The 20,225-nt window shown below is 49.1% G+C and carries 20 protein-coding genes; 18 read left to right on the top strand and 2 right to left on the bottom strand.

Translation table 11 applies throughout. The features are described 5' to 3' along the window. The 10 genes from HWQ15_RS20295 (at position 1) to HWQ15_RS20250 (ending at position 7,918) form a co-directional block, all read left to right on the top strand. Entirely contained in the window at positions 1-585 is a 585-nt protein-coding gene (locus HWQ15_RS20295) for a hypothetical protein (RefSeq protein ID WP_063149555.1), read from the top strand. After that, positions 582-992 carry a DUF4128 domain-containing protein gene (locus HWQ15_RS20290; protein ID WP_063149554.1) on the top strand — a complete coding sequence of 137 codons (411 nt, stop codon included), beginning with the start codon at positions 582-584 and terminating at the stop codon, positions 990-992. The genes HWQ15_RS20295 and HWQ15_RS20290 overlap by 4 nt, the downstream gene beginning before the upstream one ends. Before the next feature lie 69 nt (positions 993-1,061). Then, the gene (locus tag HWQ15_RS20285; protein WP_063149553.1) at positions 1,062-1,997 is read left to right on the top strand and encodes a phage tail tube protein; all 936 of its coding nucleotides are present in this window, start codon (positions 1,062-1,064) and stop codon (positions 1,995-1,997) included. Positions 1,998-2,036: 39 nt separating this feature from the next. Continuing rightward, positions 2,037-2,348 (top strand): phage tail assembly chaperone, encoded by a 312-nt coding sequence (locus HWQ15_RS20280; protein ID WP_063149552.1) that lies wholly within the window; start codon positions 2,037-2,039, stop codon positions 2,346-2,348. Continuing rightward, the gene (locus HWQ15_RS20275; protein ID WP_080465070.1) at positions 2,345-2,659 is read left to right on the top strand and encodes a DUF1799 domain-containing protein; all 315 of its coding nucleotides are present in this window, start codon (positions 2,345-2,347) and stop codon (positions 2,657-2,659) included. The genes HWQ15_RS20280 and HWQ15_RS20275 overlap by 4 nt, the downstream gene beginning before the upstream one ends. After that, complete coding sequence (locus HWQ15_RS20270) at positions 2,656-5,568, top strand: phage tail tape measure protein (RefSeq protein WP_063215935.1); 2,913 nt, start codon at positions 2,656-2,658, stop codon at positions 5,566-5,568. Before HWQ15_RS20275 ends, HWQ15_RS20270 begins: the two co-directional genes overlap by 4 nt. 120 nt (positions 5,569-5,688) lie before the next feature. Further along, positions 5,689-6,045: a hypothetical protein gene (locus HWQ15_RS20265; protein ID WP_063149549.1), complete on the top strand. Its 357-nt coding sequence runs from the start codon at positions 5,689-5,691 to the stop codon at positions 6,043-6,045. 61 nt (positions 6,046-6,106) lie between these two features. Next, a complete protein-coding gene (locus tag HWQ15_RS20260) occupies positions 6,107-6,454 on the top strand; it encodes a phage tail protein (RefSeq protein ID WP_063149548.1) in 348 nt (115 codons plus the stop codon). Continuing rightward, positions 6,451-7,206, top strand: coding sequence for a phage minor tail protein L (locus HWQ15_RS20255; protein ID WP_063149547.1), 756 nt, complete (start codon positions 6,451-6,453; stop codon positions 7,204-7,206). The genes HWQ15_RS20260 and HWQ15_RS20255 overlap by 4 nt, the downstream gene beginning before the upstream one ends. Before the next feature lies 1 nt (position 7,207). Beyond that, entirely contained in the window at positions 7,208-7,918 is a 711-nt protein-coding gene (locus HWQ15_RS20250; protein ID WP_063149546.1) for a C40 family peptidase, read from the top strand. 19 nt (positions 7,919-7,937) lie between these two features. Here HWQ15_RS20250 and HWQ15_RS20245 read toward each other — a convergent pair whose 3' ends face one another. Next, positions 7,938-8,393: a hypothetical protein gene (locus HWQ15_RS20245; protein WP_063149545.1), complete on the bottom strand. Its 456-nt coding sequence runs from the start codon at positions 8,391-8,393 to the stop codon at positions 7,938-7,940. A gap of 153 nt (positions 8,394-8,546) precedes the next feature. Further along, positions 8,547-9,278, bottom strand: a complete 732-nt coding sequence (locus HWQ15_RS20240) for a LexA family transcriptional regulator (RefSeq protein WP_063149544.1) — start codon at positions 9,276-9,278, stop codon at positions 8,547-8,549. A 100-nt stretch (positions 9,279-9,378) separates the two neighbouring features. Here HWQ15_RS20240 and HWQ15_RS20235 point away from each other — a divergent pair, with 100 nt between their 5' ends. The 8 genes from HWQ15_RS20235 (at position 9,379) to HWQ15_RS20200 (ending at position 19,946) form a co-directional block, all read left to right on the top strand. After that, positions 9,379-9,552, top strand: a complete 174-nt coding sequence (locus HWQ15_RS20235; protein ID WP_154815980.1) for a hypothetical protein — start codon at positions 9,379-9,381, stop codon at positions 9,550-9,552. Further along, positions 9,536-10,261, top strand: a complete 726-nt coding sequence (locus tag HWQ15_RS20230) for a P22AR C-terminal domain-containing protein (RefSeq protein ID WP_063149543.1) — start codon at positions 9,536-9,538, stop codon at positions 10,259-10,261. Before HWQ15_RS20235 ends, HWQ15_RS20230 begins: the two co-directional genes overlap by 17 nt. A gap of 67 nt (positions 10,262-10,328) precedes the next feature. Then, on the top strand, positions 10,329-11,105 hold the full coding sequence (locus HWQ15_RS20225; RefSeq protein ID WP_063149542.1) for an ORF6N domain-containing protein: 777 nt from the start codon (positions 10,329-10,331) through the stop codon (positions 11,103-11,105). A gap of 49 nt (positions 11,106-11,154) precedes the next feature. After that, positions 11,155-11,784, top strand: a complete 630-nt coding sequence (locus HWQ15_RS20220) for a tail assembly protein (RefSeq protein ID WP_063149541.1) — start codon at positions 11,155-11,157, stop codon at positions 11,782-11,784. A 52-nt stretch (positions 11,785-11,836) separates the two neighbouring features. After that, the gene (locus tag HWQ15_RS20215) at positions 11,837-15,424 is read left to right on the top strand and encodes a host specificity protein J (protein ID WP_063215934.1); all 3,588 of its coding nucleotides are present in this window, start codon (positions 11,837-11,839) and stop codon (positions 15,422-15,424) included. 1 nt (position 15,425) lies between these two features. Next, positions 15,426-16,349 (top strand): DUF6453 family protein, encoded by a 924-nt coding sequence (locus HWQ15_RS20210; RefSeq protein ID WP_255319031.1) that lies wholly within the window; start codon positions 15,426-15,428, stop codon positions 16,347-16,349. 100 nt (positions 16,350-16,449) lie between these two features. Then, entirely contained in the window at positions 16,450-17,586 is a 1,137-nt protein-coding gene (locus HWQ15_RS20205; protein WP_139154051.1) for a tail fiber domain-containing protein, read from the top strand. 380 nt (positions 17,587-17,966) lie between these two features. Further along, positions 17,967-19,946: an acyltransferase family protein gene (locus tag HWQ15_RS20200; RefSeq protein ID WP_063850147.1), complete on the top strand. Its 1,980-nt coding sequence runs from the start codon at positions 17,967-17,969 to the stop codon at positions 19,944-19,946. Positions 19,947-20,225 lie beyond the last annotated feature (279 nt).

The following is a 20,225-nucleotide window of genomic DNA, read 5'->3' as shown; positions in this document are numbered from 1 at the left end:
ATGGGCGAGAACGCGGCTTTCCTGGCTGAAATCACGGCTTTCGTTAATAAGGCGAAAACGAATCAGGAAGCAGTGGTGCGCGCCGTCGGAATCAAAATTCTTAACCAACTGGTGTTGATGTCCCCAGTGGGCAACCCGGAGTTGTGGGAAGTTAACCAGACAGCCGTTTCCTATAATCGCGCTGTTTACGACCACAACGAGGCGCAGCGGGCCAATCCCGATAACCTGACCAAAACCGGGCGACTGAAGAAAAAAGCCCGGGTGGTGGATGGGATGGATATCAAAGCACCGCCGGGGTATACGGGCGGACGCTTTCGCGGTAACTGGCAGGTGACCTTTGATGCGCCAACGACTGACGAGACAGGCCGGGTTGATAAGACAGGTGATCTGACAAAAGCGGCCGGGAACTACACGCTGTCGCTCTTCAAAGTCGGGATGAAGGCGATTTATTTCTGCAACAACGTGCCCTATGCCTACCCGCTTGAAATGGGGCATTCCACACAGGCTCCGGGCGGTATGGTCCGCATAACGGCAGCTGAGTTTCAACGCTTCTTTGAGGAAGCTGTCAGGGAGGTGACTAAGTGATTCCTGATATTGCATCTGCACTGGCCGCCAGACTGGGTGCCTGGGCCGATGCCGAGGGCATTTCAGTTGCATGGGATAACGTGCCGTTTACACCTCCTGCTAATGAGATGTACCTGGCCGTTCACGATATGCCCGTTACGCCGCGAACAATCGATCTCGGATTGCGCTGCCGGACTTATTCAGGCGTGTACCAGATTAATGTCGTGGCGCCAGCCGGCTCCGGCCGTACCTCCGTCGTTGCCCTGGCGGGCAGAGTAGCTGAATTGTTCCCCGAGGGGCAGGAAATTGCAGGCAAAGACTTTACCTGCTGGATTAGCAGCGCGCCTGCCATATTCCGCGGCGTCCCTTCACCTGTGTCCTACACCGTTCCTGTCAGCCTGAATTATCGGGCAGACATTATCAACTGATTCCCTCCGTGATGTCCCACAAGTGACCGGCCTTGAGCCGGTTTTCCCGTTTCTAAAGGAGTAACCATTATGGGCTTTGCATTGCCTAACGGCGCTCATGTCTATCTGGCATCGGGCTACGGCCCGGCCATTACTTTCACCGGCGCGACGAATGCTGAGCACGCGGTGATCACAGTTAGCGCCGCAGACGATATAGCGGTCGGCGATATCGTTCACGTGAACTGCAACTGGTCGGGTATTGATAACGTTATCGCGAAAATCGACGCGATTGCGGAGAATGCTGTCACTCTTCGCAACATCAACACCACCAACAAAAACAAATATGCTGCTGGTGGCGGTTCCGGCTCTATTCGCAAAATTGAAGAATGGACCGAGCTGCCACAAATCACTGAGGTATCGAAATCTGGTGGTGATCAGAACACCACGCAGATTCAGTTCCTCAGCGATGATCGCCAGCGCAACCTGAATACCTATAAATCCGCTGTCTCTCAGACTTACTCGATTGCTCACGACTCAACTCTCCCGGTTTATCCGCTGCTGCGCCAGCTGGACGAAGACGAAGAGACTGTGGCGGCGTACATGTACGTGCCGAAGGCGAAGGAGAACCGTTACTGGGCGGCCACGGCATCTTTTGACGACACGCCGGCCACGGCGGTGAACGAAGTCGAAACGGTAAGCGTCGTGCTGAACCTGCAATCGCCTGCAATGACCTTCTACAAGGTCGACTCGGGAAAAGCTGAGACAGTAGCGGTAACCGGCGTCAGCCTGGATCGGCCAACCCTGAGCATTAAACAAGGGGCAACCGCCACGCTGATCGCTACTGTCGAACCATCTAACGCCACCAATAAAACGGTGATCTGGACATCTTCAGATGAGTCGATCGCAACGGTTGATGCTTCTGGCAAGGTCAGTGGTGTTGCGGAAGGCAATGCCACTGTCACAGGTACGACCGCCGATGGCGCGAAAACCGCGACCTGTGATGTCACCGTTACTGCTGCAAATTAATACGGGCCCCACACGGGGCCACAACTCTACGGGAAAAATATGGCTACCAAATTCACCCTCCAGCCCAAACCAACTTTTAAGGCCAACGTCTCGATCCCGCGCGCCGGCGATGAGGATGGCGTACTGACCTTCACGTTCAATCATAAGCCATTTAAAGAGCTTGCTGATCTGGAAAAACTGGAAGGCAAAACCGCCACTGATTTTCTGATGGAAATTATTTCTGGCTGGGCGCTCCCCGATACATTCAACGCGGAAAATCTCTCGGTGCTGCTGGAAAACTATCCGGCTGCAATGAAGGCTATCCCTGAAACCTACTATCGCGAACTGATGGGGCAGCGCGAAAAAAACTGATAGCGGTTGCCTCTGCATTCTATACGCCTGAACCCACAGCGGCAGACCTGGCGCCCTATGGGCTTACGCCGGATGACTACGAAGATCAATACATCGACGTCTGGCCAGATGTATGGCCTTCATTCCTGGTGTTTCAGGCTATCAGCACGCAGTGGCGCACGGGCATGGGAGGCGCATCAGGGCTTGATTACAACGTGCTGCCCTGGGTGATGCGCCTGCACCACGTCGACGACGAGGCAACCGCGCTTTCGGACATCCGAATCATGGAGAGCGCCGCACTAAAAGTTATGCATAAAGAGAGGGCGGAATGAGTAACGACATCGCCACTATTTCCCTGCGCGTGAATACCAGTGAGCTGGAGCGCGGTAACCAGGCACTGGATCGCTTTCAGGAGACCGCGTCCGCCGCGGCAGGTAAAGCGGATGACCTGAACAGCACGTTCCGCACCGGTATCGATAACCAGAAGAAAAACAGCGAAAGCCTGAAGCAGCAGCGTCAGGAACTGCAGAACCTGCTGAATAAAATCAGCCCGGTAAACAAGGCGCTGGATGAACTGGACACTATCCAGGAGAGCCTGGCGAAATTTCGCGGTAAAGGGCTGGTGGGAGACGAGGACTTTACTCGTTACAACAGCGTGCTTGAGACGACGCGGGCAAAACTGGCACAGGTAATGGAGTCTGAGACCGCAGAGGGGCGGGCTCGCATTGAGCAGGCTCAGGCAGCGCAGCGGGCAGCTGCAGCGGGCAAAACCTTTATCGATTCGCTGGAGGAGCAGGTCACAGCAATCGGAAAAACGCGCGCAGAACTGTTAGAGCTAAAAGCTGCCCAACTCGGCGTATCCGATCGTGCTGCACCAATGATCGCAAAGCTGAAAGAGCAGGAAGAAGCATGGAAGTCTGGGGCTATCAGCGCGGGCCAATATCGCAATGCTATGCGTTATCTCCCGATGCAAATGACCGACATTGTGACTTCACTGGCTTCCGGTATGCCGGTTTATATGGTTGCTATTCAGCAGGGCGGGCAGCTCCGTGACTCGTTTGGCGGTGTAGGCAATGCTCTGAAAGCGATGTTGTCGATGGTGACTCCTGCCCGAGTGGCCATTGGTGGCCTGGCCGGTGCTGTTCTGATTGCGGCCAAAGCGGGATCGGACTACTTCACCGCCTACGACGAAATCAACAAGGCCATTATCAGGACTGGCAACATTGCCGGCACGTCAGCGCTCCAGATCATGGCTTCCTCCCAGTCTATTGCTGCCTCTACTGGCGCTACTGTAGGAACCGTTCAGAGTTTGATGACTGAGCTGGTTGGCATGGGATCGCTGACACAGCAGCAACTTGAAAAAGCAGCGGGCTCCACGGCGCTGGCGGTTCAGACCGGTATAGTCTCGGCGCAGGACATCACCAAAGCCTATAAGGACATAGAAAAAGACCCTGTTAAAGCGCTGCAGAGGCTCAACGAACAATATAATTTCCTGACCGTTTCACAACTTAAGCATGTTAACGATCTGATAAAGCAAAAGGACCAGACCGCGGCCGTTACGCAGGCTATGGACCTGTTTGGCAATACGATGGCAAAACGTGGGGAGCAGGCTTACGACTCGCTGACGCCGTTTGGTCGCCTGTGGCTGGATATCAAGGGCTGGGCGTCTGAGGCCATGCAGAGCATCGGTCAGTGGGTAGCTGAACTGGCATCAAACACACTGAAGGAATTCAACGCAATTTATTACAGCGTTGCGATCGTTTTCCAGAAGCTGAACCAGATTTTTTCTTCCTCTATCGCTGCCGCGATTAATCTCGTTCCCGACTGGGCGAAAACAGATACTTTGCAGGGATGGCAGGACTACAACGAACAAATGGCCGGCGCATATGGTGACAGCGTCTCGCAGCTGAAAAAAGACTGGGATGCGGCTGATATCAGTGCAGGTAAATACCTCGATACGACCAGAAAGATAAGTACCGCAACCACCCAGAAGGATCGGGAAGGAGTCGCTGCTTTTGGCAAAAAGACCAAAACCGGAAAGCAGGGCACTTTATCGGCTGGCGATCGCAGCACGGATGCTGCCCAGGCCGAATTACTGGCGCTTCAGGCACAGTTACGCGCGCTGCAGCAGCATAAAGGGCTGAACGACACTATCAGCCAGCAGCGCAAAGATCTGTGGACGACTGAAGCGAAATTTCAGGTGCTGGAGGAGGCCTCGCGTTCACGTTCACTGACAAAGCAGGAGAAATCCCTGCTGGCGAGTAAAGACCAGGTGCTTCAATTGGCACGGCAGAAAGCTCTGTTAGGTGATCAGATTACCGCACAGGAACAGCTGAACAAGCGAATGGATACCTCGCAGAAATACGTCACTCAGATGGCAGAGAAGCAGGCTGCATTAGTGAACGGTGCCGGGATGAGTGACCGTCAGGCACAACGTGAACTCGCGAAAAGTCAGCTTGCCGCTGGCTGGAAGAATGCTGGAGGTTCGCTTGACGACGAGGGCTATCAGAAGCAGCTGAAAGCGGCGAATGGTTACTATGATGCAGAGGACAGGTTGCGTGGCGACTGGCTGACCGGCGCGAAAAAGGGCTGGGCTGAATTTGAGGACAGCGCGACCAATGTTTACTCGCAGGTGCAGACGATTACCAGCAATGCGTTCACCGGGATGGCCAGCACCCTGACTGATTTCTTCACCACAGGTAAATCTAACTTCTCAGATTTTCTGACTACCCTCCTGAAGGGCATCGCCCAGATGCTGACGCAACTGGCTCTGGTTAATGGAATGAAGTCAGCCTTTGGTGGAACGGGTATCGGTGCCTTCTTTGGTTTCTCTGGTGGCGGTCTGGTGCCGGGATTCGATAGCGGTGGCTACACCGGTGATGGTGGTAAGTACCAACCGAAAGGCGTGGTACACGGCGGTGAGTTTGTGTTTACGAAGGAAGCGACAAGTGCATTAGGTGTCGGCAATCTCTATGCGCTTATGCGGGGGGCACAAGGGTATGCAGATGGTGGTTACGTTGGTCGGGCACCAATGTATGGCCTGCAATCTCCTGCTGCTGGTGGCGTAAATGTTCAAACGTCTGTAGTCGTTCAAAACCAGAACTCTCAGCAGCAGACTTCAGGTAGCAACGACGCTATTTCACGGGCTTACAAACAGACCATCGATCAATCTGTTCGTGCTGGGATTGCCAAACAGTTGCAACCTGGGGGGCTAATCTGGAATGCAACGAAATCTAGATAATTAACAGGAACTCTCATTTCTAGTACCCCTATTTTTGGTAATTGTATCAAGAATACAGACCATTCTCATACTGAGGTGTTATGATTATCTCCTTGAACTTAATACGTTAAGGGTTTTTGAATGGCTTCAATTAAAGTGACAGCCCTATGGATAGGGGATGGAAAATCAAGCATTTCATTCGTTTCTCCAGTCCTGAATGACAAAAAACTAAATTATGACTCTGCTGCCTTCGGTTTTGGTTTTGTAGAAAACTTTGAGACATGGGGAGTTGAGCGTTACCCATTCGTAATGGAAGAATTTGGGGATGGGTTAGCTCTTCTGGATTGGGGTTCAACAATCCAAAAAAACACCGCAACAATTGATATTCTTGATATCCCCCTGAATGTAGACGGTGTCATTACATATAACGAAACTGACGAGGACGGAATGCAGCGTGGCCCTTATGTCTACCGAATTTCGACCATAGAAACGTTTTAATACCTCGTATGCACACTTGAGAATAACCCGCTTCTGCGGGTTTTTTATGCCCGGAGGATAAGTGGCGATCCAAACATTCACTTGGCGAACCCAGATACAGGCAGGAATGGAAGGGTCGTTCAGCCTTAAAACGCGCTCTGCAACCTTTGGCGACGGCTATGAGCAGATCGCCGGGGAAGGCATTAACCCTGAAAAACAGTCATGGCCTGTCACACTCACGGGGAAAAAGGCGGACATGCTTCAGGCCCTGAAGTTCTTTCGTTCTCACGTCACCAAATCATTCATCTGGACATCGCCAGTTGGCGAAACTGGGCTCTACCGGATTGAGGCCGATTCAATCAAGTCACAGCCCTTATCCAGCAACGCTCTGACCATTTCCGCAACATTCAAACAGGCGTACGCACCATGATCACAGAAGACTATCAAAGCCTTGAGCCTGGCAACAAAGTCCGGCTTATCGAAGTTGATGGCTCTACGTTCGGCGTGGATGATGTACTGCGATTTCACGCCTACAACCTCCCGCACACGGAAGAGGAAATCGCCGCCGCTGGTGGTGATGAATCAAAGCTGGAGGCGAAAAGCATCTGGTGGCAGGGGGAAGAATATGCCGCCTGGCCGTATCAAATTGAAGGGATTGAAGCATCCACAGAAGGCAATAGCGCCCAGCCAACGCTGACGGTTGCAGATATCGAAAGCAAGATTACAGCGCTGTGCCTTGCCTATGACGATATGCTGCAGGCGAAAGTCACTATCCATGACACTTATTCGCACTATCTCGATGCGAAGAACTTCCCTGCAGGTAACGCAACAGCTGATCCGCAACAGGTCAGAAAACGAGTTTTTTACATTGATAGCAAAGCCAGCGAAATTCCGGGCGAGAGTATCGAATTCGTACTCGATAGCCCGATGTCGTTACAGGGAAAGATGATCCCTACACGTCAACTTCATTCTCTGTGTACCTGGTGTATCCGGAATAAATATCGCACTGGCGACGGCTGCGACTATGCCGGAACCCGCTATTTCGATAAAAACAACAACCCGGTGAGTGACCCCTCTCTGGACGAATGCAACGGCACGCTTACGGCCTGTAAGCTCCGGCATGGAGACGGCAACGAACTGCCGTTCGGTGGGTTCCCTGGCACATCTTTGATTAGGAGCTAATATGCGTCAGAAAACCATCGATGCGATTATGGCCCATGCTGCAGCTGAGTATCCTCGCGAGTGTTGCGGCGTGGTGGCGCAGAAAAGCCGTGTTGAACGTTATTTCCCGTGCCGGAATCTTGCCTCGGCGCCGGAGGACAATTTTGTACTTTGCCCCGAAGACTATGCAGCTGCAGAAGACTGGGGGAAGGTGATCGCCATCGCTCACAGTCACCCGGATGCAACGACGCAACCGAGCGAGCTGGATAAAGCGCAATGCGATGCAACCCTTTTACCCTGGCATATCGTGAGCTGGCCGGAGGGGGATTTACGAACCATCCAGCCGCGTGGAGAACTGCCGCTTCTGGAGCGCCCGTTTGTGCTTGGTCACTTCGACTGCTGGGGTCTGGTGATGAGCTATTACCGGCAAACGCACGGGATAGAGCTTCACGATTACCGGGTCGATTATCCCTGGTGGGAAAACGACTACCCGGACAACTTCTATCAGGATTGCTGGTATGAGTGCGGATTCCGTGAATTCGACGGGCCGCCAAAACCTGGCGATATGGTGATCATGCAGGTTCAGGCTGATAAGTGGAATCATGCGGGGATTCTGCTGGAAGGCAACATGCTACTGCATCACCTTTATGGTCATCTGAGCCAGCGTGTGCCATACGGAGGCTACTGGCGAGAGCGAACAATGAAGGTTTTACGGTATAAAGCTTTGATGTAGCCCTCTATGGTGGGCTACATCACAATGCAAGAAGGGCGGTAGTGGCTGTTTGGACTACAGTTTTTAGCGCCTCAGTAGACAACTCACCTAGTGTTGATTTGGCTTTATCCTTCTCTGCCTCGTTCATATTTGATATGGCAATAAGGTCTTCAAGCACTACGACGGCGTCCCGGTGAAACTTTATCGTTTGAACGTTAAGAATGGCTGACAGTCCACCGTCATCTTGCATGAAATCTATACCTCGGACAGTTATTGAAAGACTACCAAAATTGATTGAATATGAACTTGAACCTGCCACTAACCCGCTGCTGATTAGACCATGACCTTCAAGATAAAGGAGATTGGCAATCATTTTTTCTTCATCATTGAAGAGGTTAGAGATAAAGTTGAATTCTTGTACACCAATCCTTCCTGGGTAGATATCTAAAAGCTTTTTCATTACCTCCAGCTGGAGTTTTCTATCAAATTTGTTCATGTCTAACTCCCTACTTTTGTGCACCTACCAGCGTTTTCATCACGCCAGTAAGTGCTCTTTAACAATTAGGTTTGCTATCAATCATTAGCCATGTTGATAGCGATAGAGCCCACTTTGGTGGGCTATCTGGTGATACAAATTTGTATCATGAACTCAATTTTTTTTATGGCTATCAGAGTCTTTGCGAAGGCTAGGGTAATCAGCTTTTGTCACAACTTGCTGATAAACACCATATAACATCGTCTGGCTTTGAATAAGATCCACCTCAGCGTAAACAGCGGTAGCTATAACAAAGCCATTACCTTTATTAATTACCAGGTCGCCATAGTTTTTATTCAAAGCCTTAAGTGTCACCTGAAAGAGATCGGAGAAGTACTGTTTAAAGGTCATTTCCTCTTCATAACCATATAAAACAAAGCTGCCTTGTTGTGGTTCAACGCTAGGATCGAAAGTAACAATACATCCAGGAGGGAAACTGAATCCTCCAGATCCTCTCATTGACTCACCAACAATTTTAAGGGCGAAAGCACTATCGCTCACAGCCACGCCACAGGGGTGAAATGTGGTAGCCGATTTTAAAACTTCATCAAGCCTGTCAGCGAACGGTCCCATGGTTAAAAGCGGGATCTGCCGAACAGAAGTATATGGGATGAAATTTCTCAGATTGGGTTCCTGCCCATCCCCCGAAGCAAGCCAGCCTGGAGTTGTTCCGAGTGCTGATGCAAGCCTCAATAAAACAGGGTCACGTGGCTTAGATTCACCACCTTCGTATGCGGCAATCTGACGCTGCACGATGCCTACTTGCTTAGCAAGCTCAGTCTGAGTTAGACCCAGAGATTTTCTCAGCGTGGAGACCCGTTCATGAAACAGGGAGTCAAAGTTCACAATTTCACCATTAAAGACATATTGACATATGAATAATTCATACTAATATCTCTACAAGTTCATATGAGTTTTTATGCAGAGAAAACTAGAGGAGTTCATAATGTCTGAAAACATTTCCACTATCAAGCCGCGCCAGGTCCGTTTTGTTGAGAAGGTAGATTCCCATATTCGTGAATCCGCCAAGCGTTGTCACCGTTCTATTCAGGCAGAGATTTCATATCGCATGGAGTTGTTGATTAAGCTTGAGGAGAAGGGCGATGTTGTCATCCAGTAAAAATAGCGAAGCCCAGAAGTGCGCTAACACTCTGGGCCTCTTATCGAACAATTCCAGCGAAGGAAATATCGACATGAATAGTGTACAGAACAATAAGTTAACTTTCCATAACGTCGCATTGCAACCAGCACCAATAGTTGATGGTATCTGGCTAACTTCCTCAGACATCGCCAAAGCGCTTGGATATGCTTCAAGTAAGAGCGTTTCTACCATTTACTCGCGCAATTCTGATGAGTTCACTAGCAGCATGTCAATGGTCATCAAAATGAAGACCAATGGAATAAACAACAACTTACGTGAGAAATCGGTGCGCGTGTTCTCTCTCCGTGGTTGCCATCTAATCGCGATGTTTGCCACTACAGATAAGGCCAAAGAGTTCCGCCGATGGGTGTTGGATATTCTGGATCGGGAGGTGCACAACTCGCCGATTACTAAGCAATTCACTGACGATGAGCTTTGCTCTCTTGCGTGGCTGTGGCGGGCCGGTGACATCATGCTCAAAGCCTGCGATAGCGTTACGCCGCTGCTGAAAGTGGCAGAGCATAGACATGCCGGGCACTTTCACTCAATTGGGCATGAGTTGCCGCGTTCGATTAACAAGGCGCGTGATCTGATTAAGCGCGAAACGGCGCATATCGAATTTCATCAATGGAAGGATGATAACTGGAGCAGGGTATTACCACACCTGCGTCAGGAAACGTTGCAGTGATGCAAATAGAAAAGCCGACAGTTACGAGCTGCCGGCTATCCATAAATCTGTCATAAGGGACCAACCAATGACTTCATTAAATTTAGCAGTTCAAGAGCGAAATGTCGATCCCCAGCCGCTGCCGGTTATTGAATGGAAGGGTTTGCGTGTTGTTACGACTGAAACGCTGGCTTCAGGTTATGGTACGGATGACGTAAATATCCGTATGAACTTAAGCAATAATAAAGACAGATTCATTGAAGGATTTCATTACTTCATTCTAACTGGTTCAGAATTAAAGGAATTTAAGAACAGAGTAAATGATAATTACTCTGTTAAAAAGCGAACTCGCTCTCTGACTCTGTGGACAGAGAAGGGCTCTGCCCGCATGTCTAAGATTGTCGACACTAATGCAGCATGGTCTTTCTTTGAGCGACTTGAGGATTCGTATTTTCGTCCTAACCCCTCTGTTGGCATTCCACTGACCTATGAGGCAGCGCTGGAAGATCTGCTGTCAAAGGTAAAGGAAAACCGCATCATCACACAGCAGCGTGACCGAGCAGTAAAAGAGAAGCTTTGGATCTCTGAAAAACGAGAAGTAACCGCGATGGCTACAGCATCTGCAGCAGTGAGAGCCAAAAATAAACTGGCTGAGCGCGTAGGTGAGGGTAAGAATTATGCCGCCATTATTCCCGTGGAAAAGAAGCTTGGGCAAAAATTTAAATGGCAACCTTTGCGCAAGTGGTGCCGGGAGAATGACGCTACCCCACACGATGTGGAAGATCCTCGCTTCGGTAGCGTTAAGTCCTGGCCTCGCGCGGCATGGCTTGCAGTGTACGGTGTAGACCTTCGAAAACTATTCTAATTACAGTCAAATATAAACCCGCTTCGGCGGGTTTTTTTATGGAGTAATTATGGCCATTTCACTTGATATGGAACAGCTCAGAACCGTTCGCCTTTATGGTGTGCTAGGTGCTACCTTCGGGCGTGAATATCGTTTATCAGTAGCTTCACCAAAAGAGGCCATCCGCGCCCTGAGCGTCATCGTACCGGGATTTGAGCGTTTCCTGAATACCAGTAAGCAACGAGGTTTAACTTATGCGGTATTCAGTGGGAAACGAAACCTCATAAACGATGAACTCTGTATGGACAGGAGCGCAGAGGAAATCCGCATCGCGCCGGTGATCATCGGCAGTAAGCGAGCCGGGGTTTTTCAGACAATCCTCGGGGTTGCCCTTGTCGCTGTTGCTGCGTTCGTTACGGGAGGGGCCGCGATCGGGATTGGTGGTACCGCTTTCGCTGGTGGATGGGGCGCTGTGGCGGGGATTGGGGCATCAATGGCGATCGGCGGCGTAGTCCAGATGCTTTCTCCACAGACAACCGGGCTCGCCAGTAAGCAATCTGCGGATAACCAAGCCAGCTACGCCTTTGGTGGAGTAACAAACACGACAGCCCAGGGAAATCCGGTACCACTTCTTTATGGCCGCCGGCGAATCGGTGGCGCGATTATTTCTGCCGGGATTTATGTCGAAGATCAGCAATAAATAAATACCTTCTTTCAGGCCACCTTCGGGTGGCTTTTTTTATGGGCGCAATATGGCAACTGCAATCGCTATAAAAGGCCGCAAGGGCGGCAGCTCAAGTTCCCGAACCCCTACCGAACAGCCTGATGATCTGCAATCTGTAGCAAAGGCAAAAATCCTCATTGCACTAGGAGAGGGGGAATTTGCAGGGCAGCTGACGGCGAAAGATATCTACCTGGACGGAACGGCTTTGGAGAATGCTGACGGCTCTCAAAACTTCAGCGGCGTTACGTGGGATTTTCGCGCTGGAACTCAGGCGCAAAAATATATTCAGGGCATACCCGGTACCGAAAACGAAATCAACGTGGGAACTGAGGTATCGAGCGCTACAGCGTGGACGCGCACGTTTACCAATACACAGCTTTCAGCAGTTCGCCTGCGTCTGAAATGGCCATCGCTTTTCAAACAGGAGGACGACGGCGATCTGGTCGGTTACTCGGTTAATTATGCGATTGACCTGCAGACGGACGGCGGCACATGGCAGACGGTACTCAATACCAGCGTGACCGGCAAAACGACGTCAGGTTACGAGCGCAGCCACCGTATTGATTTACCTCAGGCTGGCAGCACCTGGACAATCCGACTGCGTAAGATTACGTCTGATGCCAACAGTGCGAAGATCGGCGACACGATGATGCTGCAGAGCTTCACCGAGGTAATTGACGCCAAATTACGCTATCCAAACACAGCGCTGCTTTATATCGAATTCGATTCCAGCCAGTTTAACGGCTCAATCCCGCAGATCTCCTGCGAGCCCCGCGGCCGCGTTATCCGCGTTCCGGATACTTACGACCCCGACACCCGCACTTATAGCGGTACGTGGACTGGGACATTTAAATGGGTCTGGACCGATAACCCAGCCTGGATTTTCTACGACCTGGTGGTTAGCGACCGTTTCGGACTTGGGGATCGTCTTACAACGGCCAACATAGATAAATGGACGCTCTACCAGGTTGCGCAGTATTGCGATCAAATGGTACCGGATGGCAAAGGCGGAAGTGGTACCGAACCACGTTATACCTGCAACGTGTATATTCAGGAACGCAACGACGCTTATACAGTCCTGCGTGATTTTGCTGCAATCTTCCGTGGGATGACCTACTGGGGCGACGACCAGATTGTGGCGCTGGCGGACATGCCGAGAGATGTTGATTTTACATACACGCATGCGAACGTTATTGATGGGCGCTTTACCTATTCCAGCAGCACCACAAAGAACCGTTACACCAACGCGCTGGTGTCCTGGTCTGATCCTGATAACGCTTATTCTGATGCGATGGAGCCTGTTTTTGAGCAGGCGCTGGTTGCGCGTTATGGGTTTAATCAACTTGAGATAACTGCGATCGGTTGTACCCGTCAGTCGGAAGCGAATCGGAAAGGGCGATGGGGGATCCTCACCAACAACAAAGATCGCGTTGTGACTTTCAATGTAGGGGAAGATGGCAACATTCCACAGCCTGGCTATGTAATCGCTATAGCGGACCGAAATCTATCCGGGCGCGACCTGGGCGGCCGTATCTCTGCGGTGAATGGTCGCGTGCTGACGCTGGACAGGGCGCCGGATGCTTCGGCAGCCGACAGGATGATTGTCAATCTTCCATCGGGTGTTTCTCAGTCACGCACCATTCAGTCGATTACGGGCAATAAAGTGACCGTTACGACCGCTTACAGCGAAACGCCTGTGGCTGAGGCCGTATGGGTCATTGAGTCTGATGAGCTCTACGCACAGCAGTATCGCGTTATTACGGTAACTGATAATAATGACGGCACGTTCACAATCGTCGGTGCAAATCACGATCCGGATAAATTCGATCGCATTGATACCGGAGCCATCATTGACCAGCGGCCGGTGAGCGTGATCCCGCCGGGCAACCAGTCGCCGCCTGCGAACATCGTGATCAGCTCGTTTTCTGTGGTGCAGCAAAATATCAGCGTCGAAACGATGCGCGTGAGCTGGGACCAGGCGCAGAACGCTATCGCCTATGAAGCGCAATGGCGCCGCAACGACGGGAACTGGGTCAACGTGCCGCGCAGCTCCACCACATCATTCGACGTCCCGGGGATTTATGCCGGGCGCTACCTGGTGCGCGTGCGCTCAATCAATGCCGCAGAAATCTCGTCCGGATGGGGCTATTCAGAAGAGAAAACGCTGACGGGTAAAGTGGGCAACCCACCGAAGCCGGTTGGCTTCATCGCTTCTGAAAATGTGGTTTTCGGCATCGAGCTGAACTGGGGATTCCCGGCGAATACCGACGACACGCTGAAGACGGAAATTCAGTACAGCCTGACCGGTACCGAGGACGATGCGATGCTGCTGGCCGATGTGCCTTACCCGCAGCGCAAATATCAGCAGATGGGCCTTAAGGCTGGGCAGATTTTCTGGTACCGCGCGCAGCTGGTGGACCGCAGCGGCAACGAATCAGGTTACATAGAATGGGTACGAGGACAGGCCAGCATCGATGTTTCCGACATCACAGATGTGATTCTGGAGGAAATTAAAGACTCCGATACGTTCAAAGACCTGATCGAGAATGCGGTGGACAGCAATGAAAAAATTGCTGGCATGGCTGACGACATCAAACAGGCCAACGACGAACTTGAGCTGCAGGCGCAGGAAATCGCAAAAAACGCGCAGGACATCGGGAAGGTTCAGACCAGCGTTAATGAGCTTTCCAGCACGGTTGGGGATGTGTCGTCTTCTCTCTCAGAGCTTGAGCAGACCGTTGCGACTGCTGATACCGCGCTGGGCCAGCGAATCGACAGCATTAGCGTGTCTATGGACGGCATTACGGGCGGGGTGAAGAACTCAGCTATTGCCATTATCCAGAACGGGCTGGCGCAGGTGGCCACACGCAAAAGGTTATCCGCAACGGTCGCCGGTAACAGCGCACAGCTGGACCGCATTGATGAGGTGATTGTCAACGAGAAGGAGGCAACGGCGCGCTCTCTGCTGAGCCTGCAGACGGACGTTAACGGCAACAAAGCATCCATCAACAACCTGAATCAGACCTTCTCGGATTACCAGCAGGCTATGGCCACGCAGGTAAACAGCATCACGGCGACCGTTAATGGCCACACTTCTGCGATCACCACCAACGCGCAGGCTATTGCGAACGTCAACGGCGACCTGAAGGCGATGTACAGCATCAAAGTCGGGATGTCCAGCAACGGACAGTATTATGCCGCGGGGATGGGGATCGGCGTGGAGAACACGCCTTCCGGCATGCAGTCGCAGGTTATCTTCCTGGCTGACCGCTTCGCGGTAACGCACCAGGCAGGAGCGACCGTTACGCTTCCGTTCGTGATCCAGAACGGGCAGACCTTTATCCGAAATACTGTGATTGGTGAAGGGACTATCGACAACACCAAAATCGGCAGCTACATCCAGTCCACAACCTGGGACGGCACGGGGAACGTTGGCTGGCACATCAACAAGTCAGGCTACGCGACGTTCAACAACGTGACCGTTCGCGGCTCGATTTACGCCACAAACGGTAATTTTTCTTTCAATGGCTCCGGCAACACAACAGTGATTAATGGCAACGGTTTAACCGTCAACATTCCTGGTGGTGGCCGGATCGTACTGGGGACATGGACATAAGATGCCGACAGGATTATTGATAGAACTTAATGACGGCGGAAAGCGCATGGAGATAACGGCGGGTCTGAGATGCCCGTCTTTTGGTGGCAGCTTTGATACTGGCTACCAGAAAGCAAAGTATGTGGACATCACTGGTTATGTTTCCGGGGCGCAGGTGCTGTTTATCCCGCACGCTACGGCTTACCTTGATTCAGGGCTGCTTCATAAGATGAACTCGGTCACCATATCGGGGGGCCGCGTCACGCAGAACTCAACGATGAAAGACAACCGCATCAGCGAACGGGACAGCACTTACACGTTTCCGGGAAGCCTATGGCAGATATTCCCGACAGGTCAGCGAAGTGGGGTGGGCTTGCTCATCAGCAACAGTACAGACTTCACCTCGATAACCAATGCCACACAGTCAGGCCAGTGTATCTGGAAGGGTACCGTTAATGTTCCGACCGGGGGTTGGGCGGTTCCCTCGATAGCAGGTTATGACAAGTCGAAATATATCGTTTTTGGACGCTGCAACAGCGGCAATACGATTGACTTCGACGGAAATACGGTCAGGTTCTTCAGCCCTCCGTCCACGAATGATGACGCCCCCGCAACAGGTACGATAGACATCGTTATCTTCGCCAGCGGCGTAGCGCCGCAGCCTGGTACCGGCCTCAATATTTTCAATGCTGCCGGTGCCTGTACGTTTTCAACCACAAAACGGCCATTCGTATATCTGAACCAACTCTGGAACCCTTCGACAAGCGCCGTGAGCATCGGTAGCGGCTATGTTCCGCTGGGGAGATTCGGGCTGATGGCTCACGAAGTGAATGGCATGTACGTGTATCGAATGTTCGGAATAAAAATACAGAACGGCATTGCTTCAGTTCAGGGGGGAAATATCTTGGGCGCGAGCGTTATGCAATTTTTGGTAATGACACTGTAACGCCGTTGAATCTTCCCGTTCTTCCCGATATGTACGTCTGAATAAACTGTCTTTTTAATCAACCTCGCTCCGGCGGGGTTTTTTATTGCCTGGAGAAAATATGCTTTATAACACTGGCACCATTGCCATTAACGGAAATACAGCCACCGGCACCGGCACGAACTGGACGGCACCGGCCAGCCAGATTCGGGTTGGCCAGACGTTGTTTGTTCTCTCTAACCCGGTACAGATGTTTCAGATCACGGCCATCAACAGTGCGACGTCACTGACGATTACACCCGCCGCGTCTCCGGCGCTGAGCGGCCAGAAGTACGGCATTCTTGTTACTGATAGTCTCTCGGTCGACGGCCTGGCGCAGAGCATGTCTCAGCTGATCAACGATTATGACGAGAACATCGGCGCCTGGGAGACGTTCGCCACCACCTCAGCAAACCAGAACATCACCGTTACCATCAACGGTGCTCGTGTAACCATTCCGGCGATCGGCAAACTGGTCCAGAAACGGAGCAATGGGGCGGTTGGAGTTTCGGACGGCGGAACCGGGGCAACTGATGCCGATATCGCTCGCACTAATCTTTACGCGGCAAAATCTGGAGAGAACGAAGATATCACTTTGATACGTGGGTTGAAGGGGCGCGCCCAATTGTGGACTGACACCGATTATTCCACAGGTACGCTGGTAAGTTACACCGGGACTACAGTCGGTGCCATAGTGCGAGCCACTACATCCATTGTGGCAACATCTACTTATGCGGCCAGTGCATCCTTTGGTTACTGGATTGATGCTAACAGCATTGGTAGCAGTGGGCCAGCGCTGGCAAGTACAGGTTCACAACAAAATAGATGGCTTTTCAGAAACTCGTCTGGCGTTATTAGCACGGCAAATGGTGACATAATTCCGTCAGCTTCTGACGAGCGCGTTAAAAACATAATAAGAGAGATTACCGAAGAGGAGGCGGTTGACTTCATATCAGGACTAAAACCTATTAGATATACCTTCAAATGGGCTCCTGAAAAGATAAAGGTAGGGTATAGCGCACAAAATATTGAGACTCTCGATTCGGAGTTAATCTCGGTATCAGCACTGACCGTAATTGACCCAGTAAGCGGTGAAAGCAAGACATTCGAGGATGGAAAAATTATCGATCCTGGGGAAGTTGGTGCCGCTTATCTTGTTCCCGTGGTTAAGCAGCTTCTCAGAAGGCTGGATGATCTTGAAAACGCGATGAGAAATTAAATTTTATTTAAAGGTGAAATGGAATATGCATAGATGGTGCTAAAATGATTTAAGACTGAAGTGACTTTATAAATAATTGCTCAAAAATAAATGCGATTGTTTTGGTGGGGGGGACACGTTGGGCTCATGTTTTAAATATTCTGAGAGCTTGAGATTTTCAGTAATAAAGATGGGTACTCAGCCTCGAGGATTTGTGCGTTTTTTGAGCTGATTGATTGGCTTTTGATTAAATTACGTACCGACGTCGCACAGAAGTTCTTATGGAAATGTTAAAGAATTGGGATAAACCCTACAAAAACTATATGAAATACTTGACTGTTCTTTAATAATAATGATACTCGTGAGGTTTCACTACACACACTACTTTACGCATAAAATTAATGAAACACAAAATAAATTACAGACCTGAATTAGATGGGCTGAGAACCATTGCAGTACTTGCTGTTCTAATATATCATGCCAAATTAAGTTTCAATGGCGCGTTCCTTTTACCTGGAGGGTTTTTAGGGGTTGATGTTTTTTTTGTGCTTTCTGGTTACTTAATTTCTTCAATTATTCTTAATTCAGAAGCATCAAATAGTTTTAGTTTTTGGGGGTTTTATAACAGCAGAGCAAAAAGGATTTTTCCAGCATTATTTGCTATGCTGATTGTAGCTTCTTATGCTGCATACGGAATATTACTTCCAGATGCCTTTTTAATTTATGGTAAAACCCTAATAGCTTCGGCTCTATTTGTATCAAACGTTTACTTTTTTGGCGAGGATGCCTATGTCTCCGAGTCAAGTGATTTAAAACCACTTTTGCATACATGGAGTTTGTCTGTAGAATGGCAATTTTATTTAATATTTCCTGCGATTCTTTTTTTAATGTTAAAATTATTCAAAAAAAGAGTCATTTGGATTGTATTTTTAATGTGGTTTATTTCTTTTGCTGTTTCTGTTTATCAAGCCAAATATAATATAAATGCTGCATTTTATTTGCTACCTTCAAGATCTTGGGAATTGCTTTCTGGTTGTTTGGTAGCAATTATAGGTAGGAGAAGTAATAAATACTTATCATTTCTAGGAATGGCTATGGTAATTTTTTCACTGACTTTCATGAGTGATAAAATAGACCATCCTTCATTTTTAACACTGATTCCTGTGATTGGTACGTGTCTTTTTATAATATTCGCACATCACAGCAAAGACATTTGTGGTAAAACACTTTCGATCAAGCCTGTTGTATTTATAGGGATGATTTCATACTCTTTGTATTTATGGCATCAACCAATCTTTGCCTTCTATAGAATAAGATTTTATGAAATAAACACTTTCACTGGCTTGGCGTTGATTTTTGTTTCCATATTAGTCGCAGTGATATCATATTATTTTATAGAAAAACCTTTCAGGAAGGGTGGTTATAATTTATACAAGAAAATACTGGCAACTACATCGTTTATCATGATAATGACTTTTTCCTATTATATTCATGCAACTAATGGGGATATATCAAGGTTGTCCATACAAGCCCAAAATATATATATGAACTTTTCAGAGCCTGAGTTTCGTAGGCTTAAGGGCAACCCTGGTGCGAACTTGAGGAGTGGAATAATAAGCGAGTCATGTTTCTTGAGAGATCCCTATGATGCCTGTTCTAACGGTGATAGTTCGTGGGTTACAATTGGTGATAGTTACGCAGGTACTTTAGACTTTTATTTGAGTAAGGTACTTTTAGAAAAAGGACATGGGCTTATGTCATTAACTTATGAGCAATGCCCTTTCGTAAATGATTTTTGGTTTGGTAATGTACCAGAATGCGTTGAAGTTAATAAGCGTAGATGGAATATTATAAAAAGTTTCAAAGAAAGAAAGAATATCATTATCTCAGCAAATTATTATTTCTTCCGGGAGGGTAAGCTTGCAACAAACAATCCTCTGGAAGACGGTAGGAATAATTTGAGCTATGGCATTAGAGCCAATGAGGATGAGGTATGGCAGTCTTTTTCTAAGAATATTGTAACTCTCCAGGCATTGGGTCACAATGTAATCGTTATTTACCCTATCCCATCTGTTACTGAAGATGCAAAGAAAATGTATTTATCATTAATAACCGATCTTAAACCCCAATTTGACGGTATTATATACGAGAAAAATATCAAAGGGAAAACCGATGCTATAGAATTTGCTAAGAAATTAGATTCTGTAATCGTTAATAAAGAAAACCTAACTATAATTAGACCTGTTGATTTTATTTGTGATAATAAAGGATGCAAAATAATCACTACCGAAGGATCTCTATATAACAGCGGGAGTCATCTGTCAAATGTCGGTGTTAAATTATTATTTAGCAAAACCGATTTCAATGGGGCTAATCGTTGAGGGCTTTATCTATTCATAGAGTCCAAGGAAAATTTTTTTAATTAAAAAATATAAAATATGTGGCGGGTAAATTTTAATCGCACATGAAAAATATATTTAGTATTAGATTTTAATCGGAGATCTTCTAGACAGAAAAAATGGCGATTATCTATGATGTCGCCATCTGTTCACTGTAAAATCTTGTAGTCTCCAATTATCTCAATGGCTTACTCATTGTAAAAGATTGATAGGTAATACTAGGATTGACCATTCGCATCTTCAAAATATACTGTGCATATA

The organism is Enterobacter sp. DSM 30060, assembly GCF_013375955.1.
In the GTDB taxonomy this organism is placed as follows: Bacteria; Pseudomonadota; Gammaproteobacteria; order Enterobacterales; family Enterobacteriaceae; genus Enterobacter; species Enterobacter intestinihominis.
This window is presented reverse-complemented; position numbering and strand designations above follow the sequence as displayed.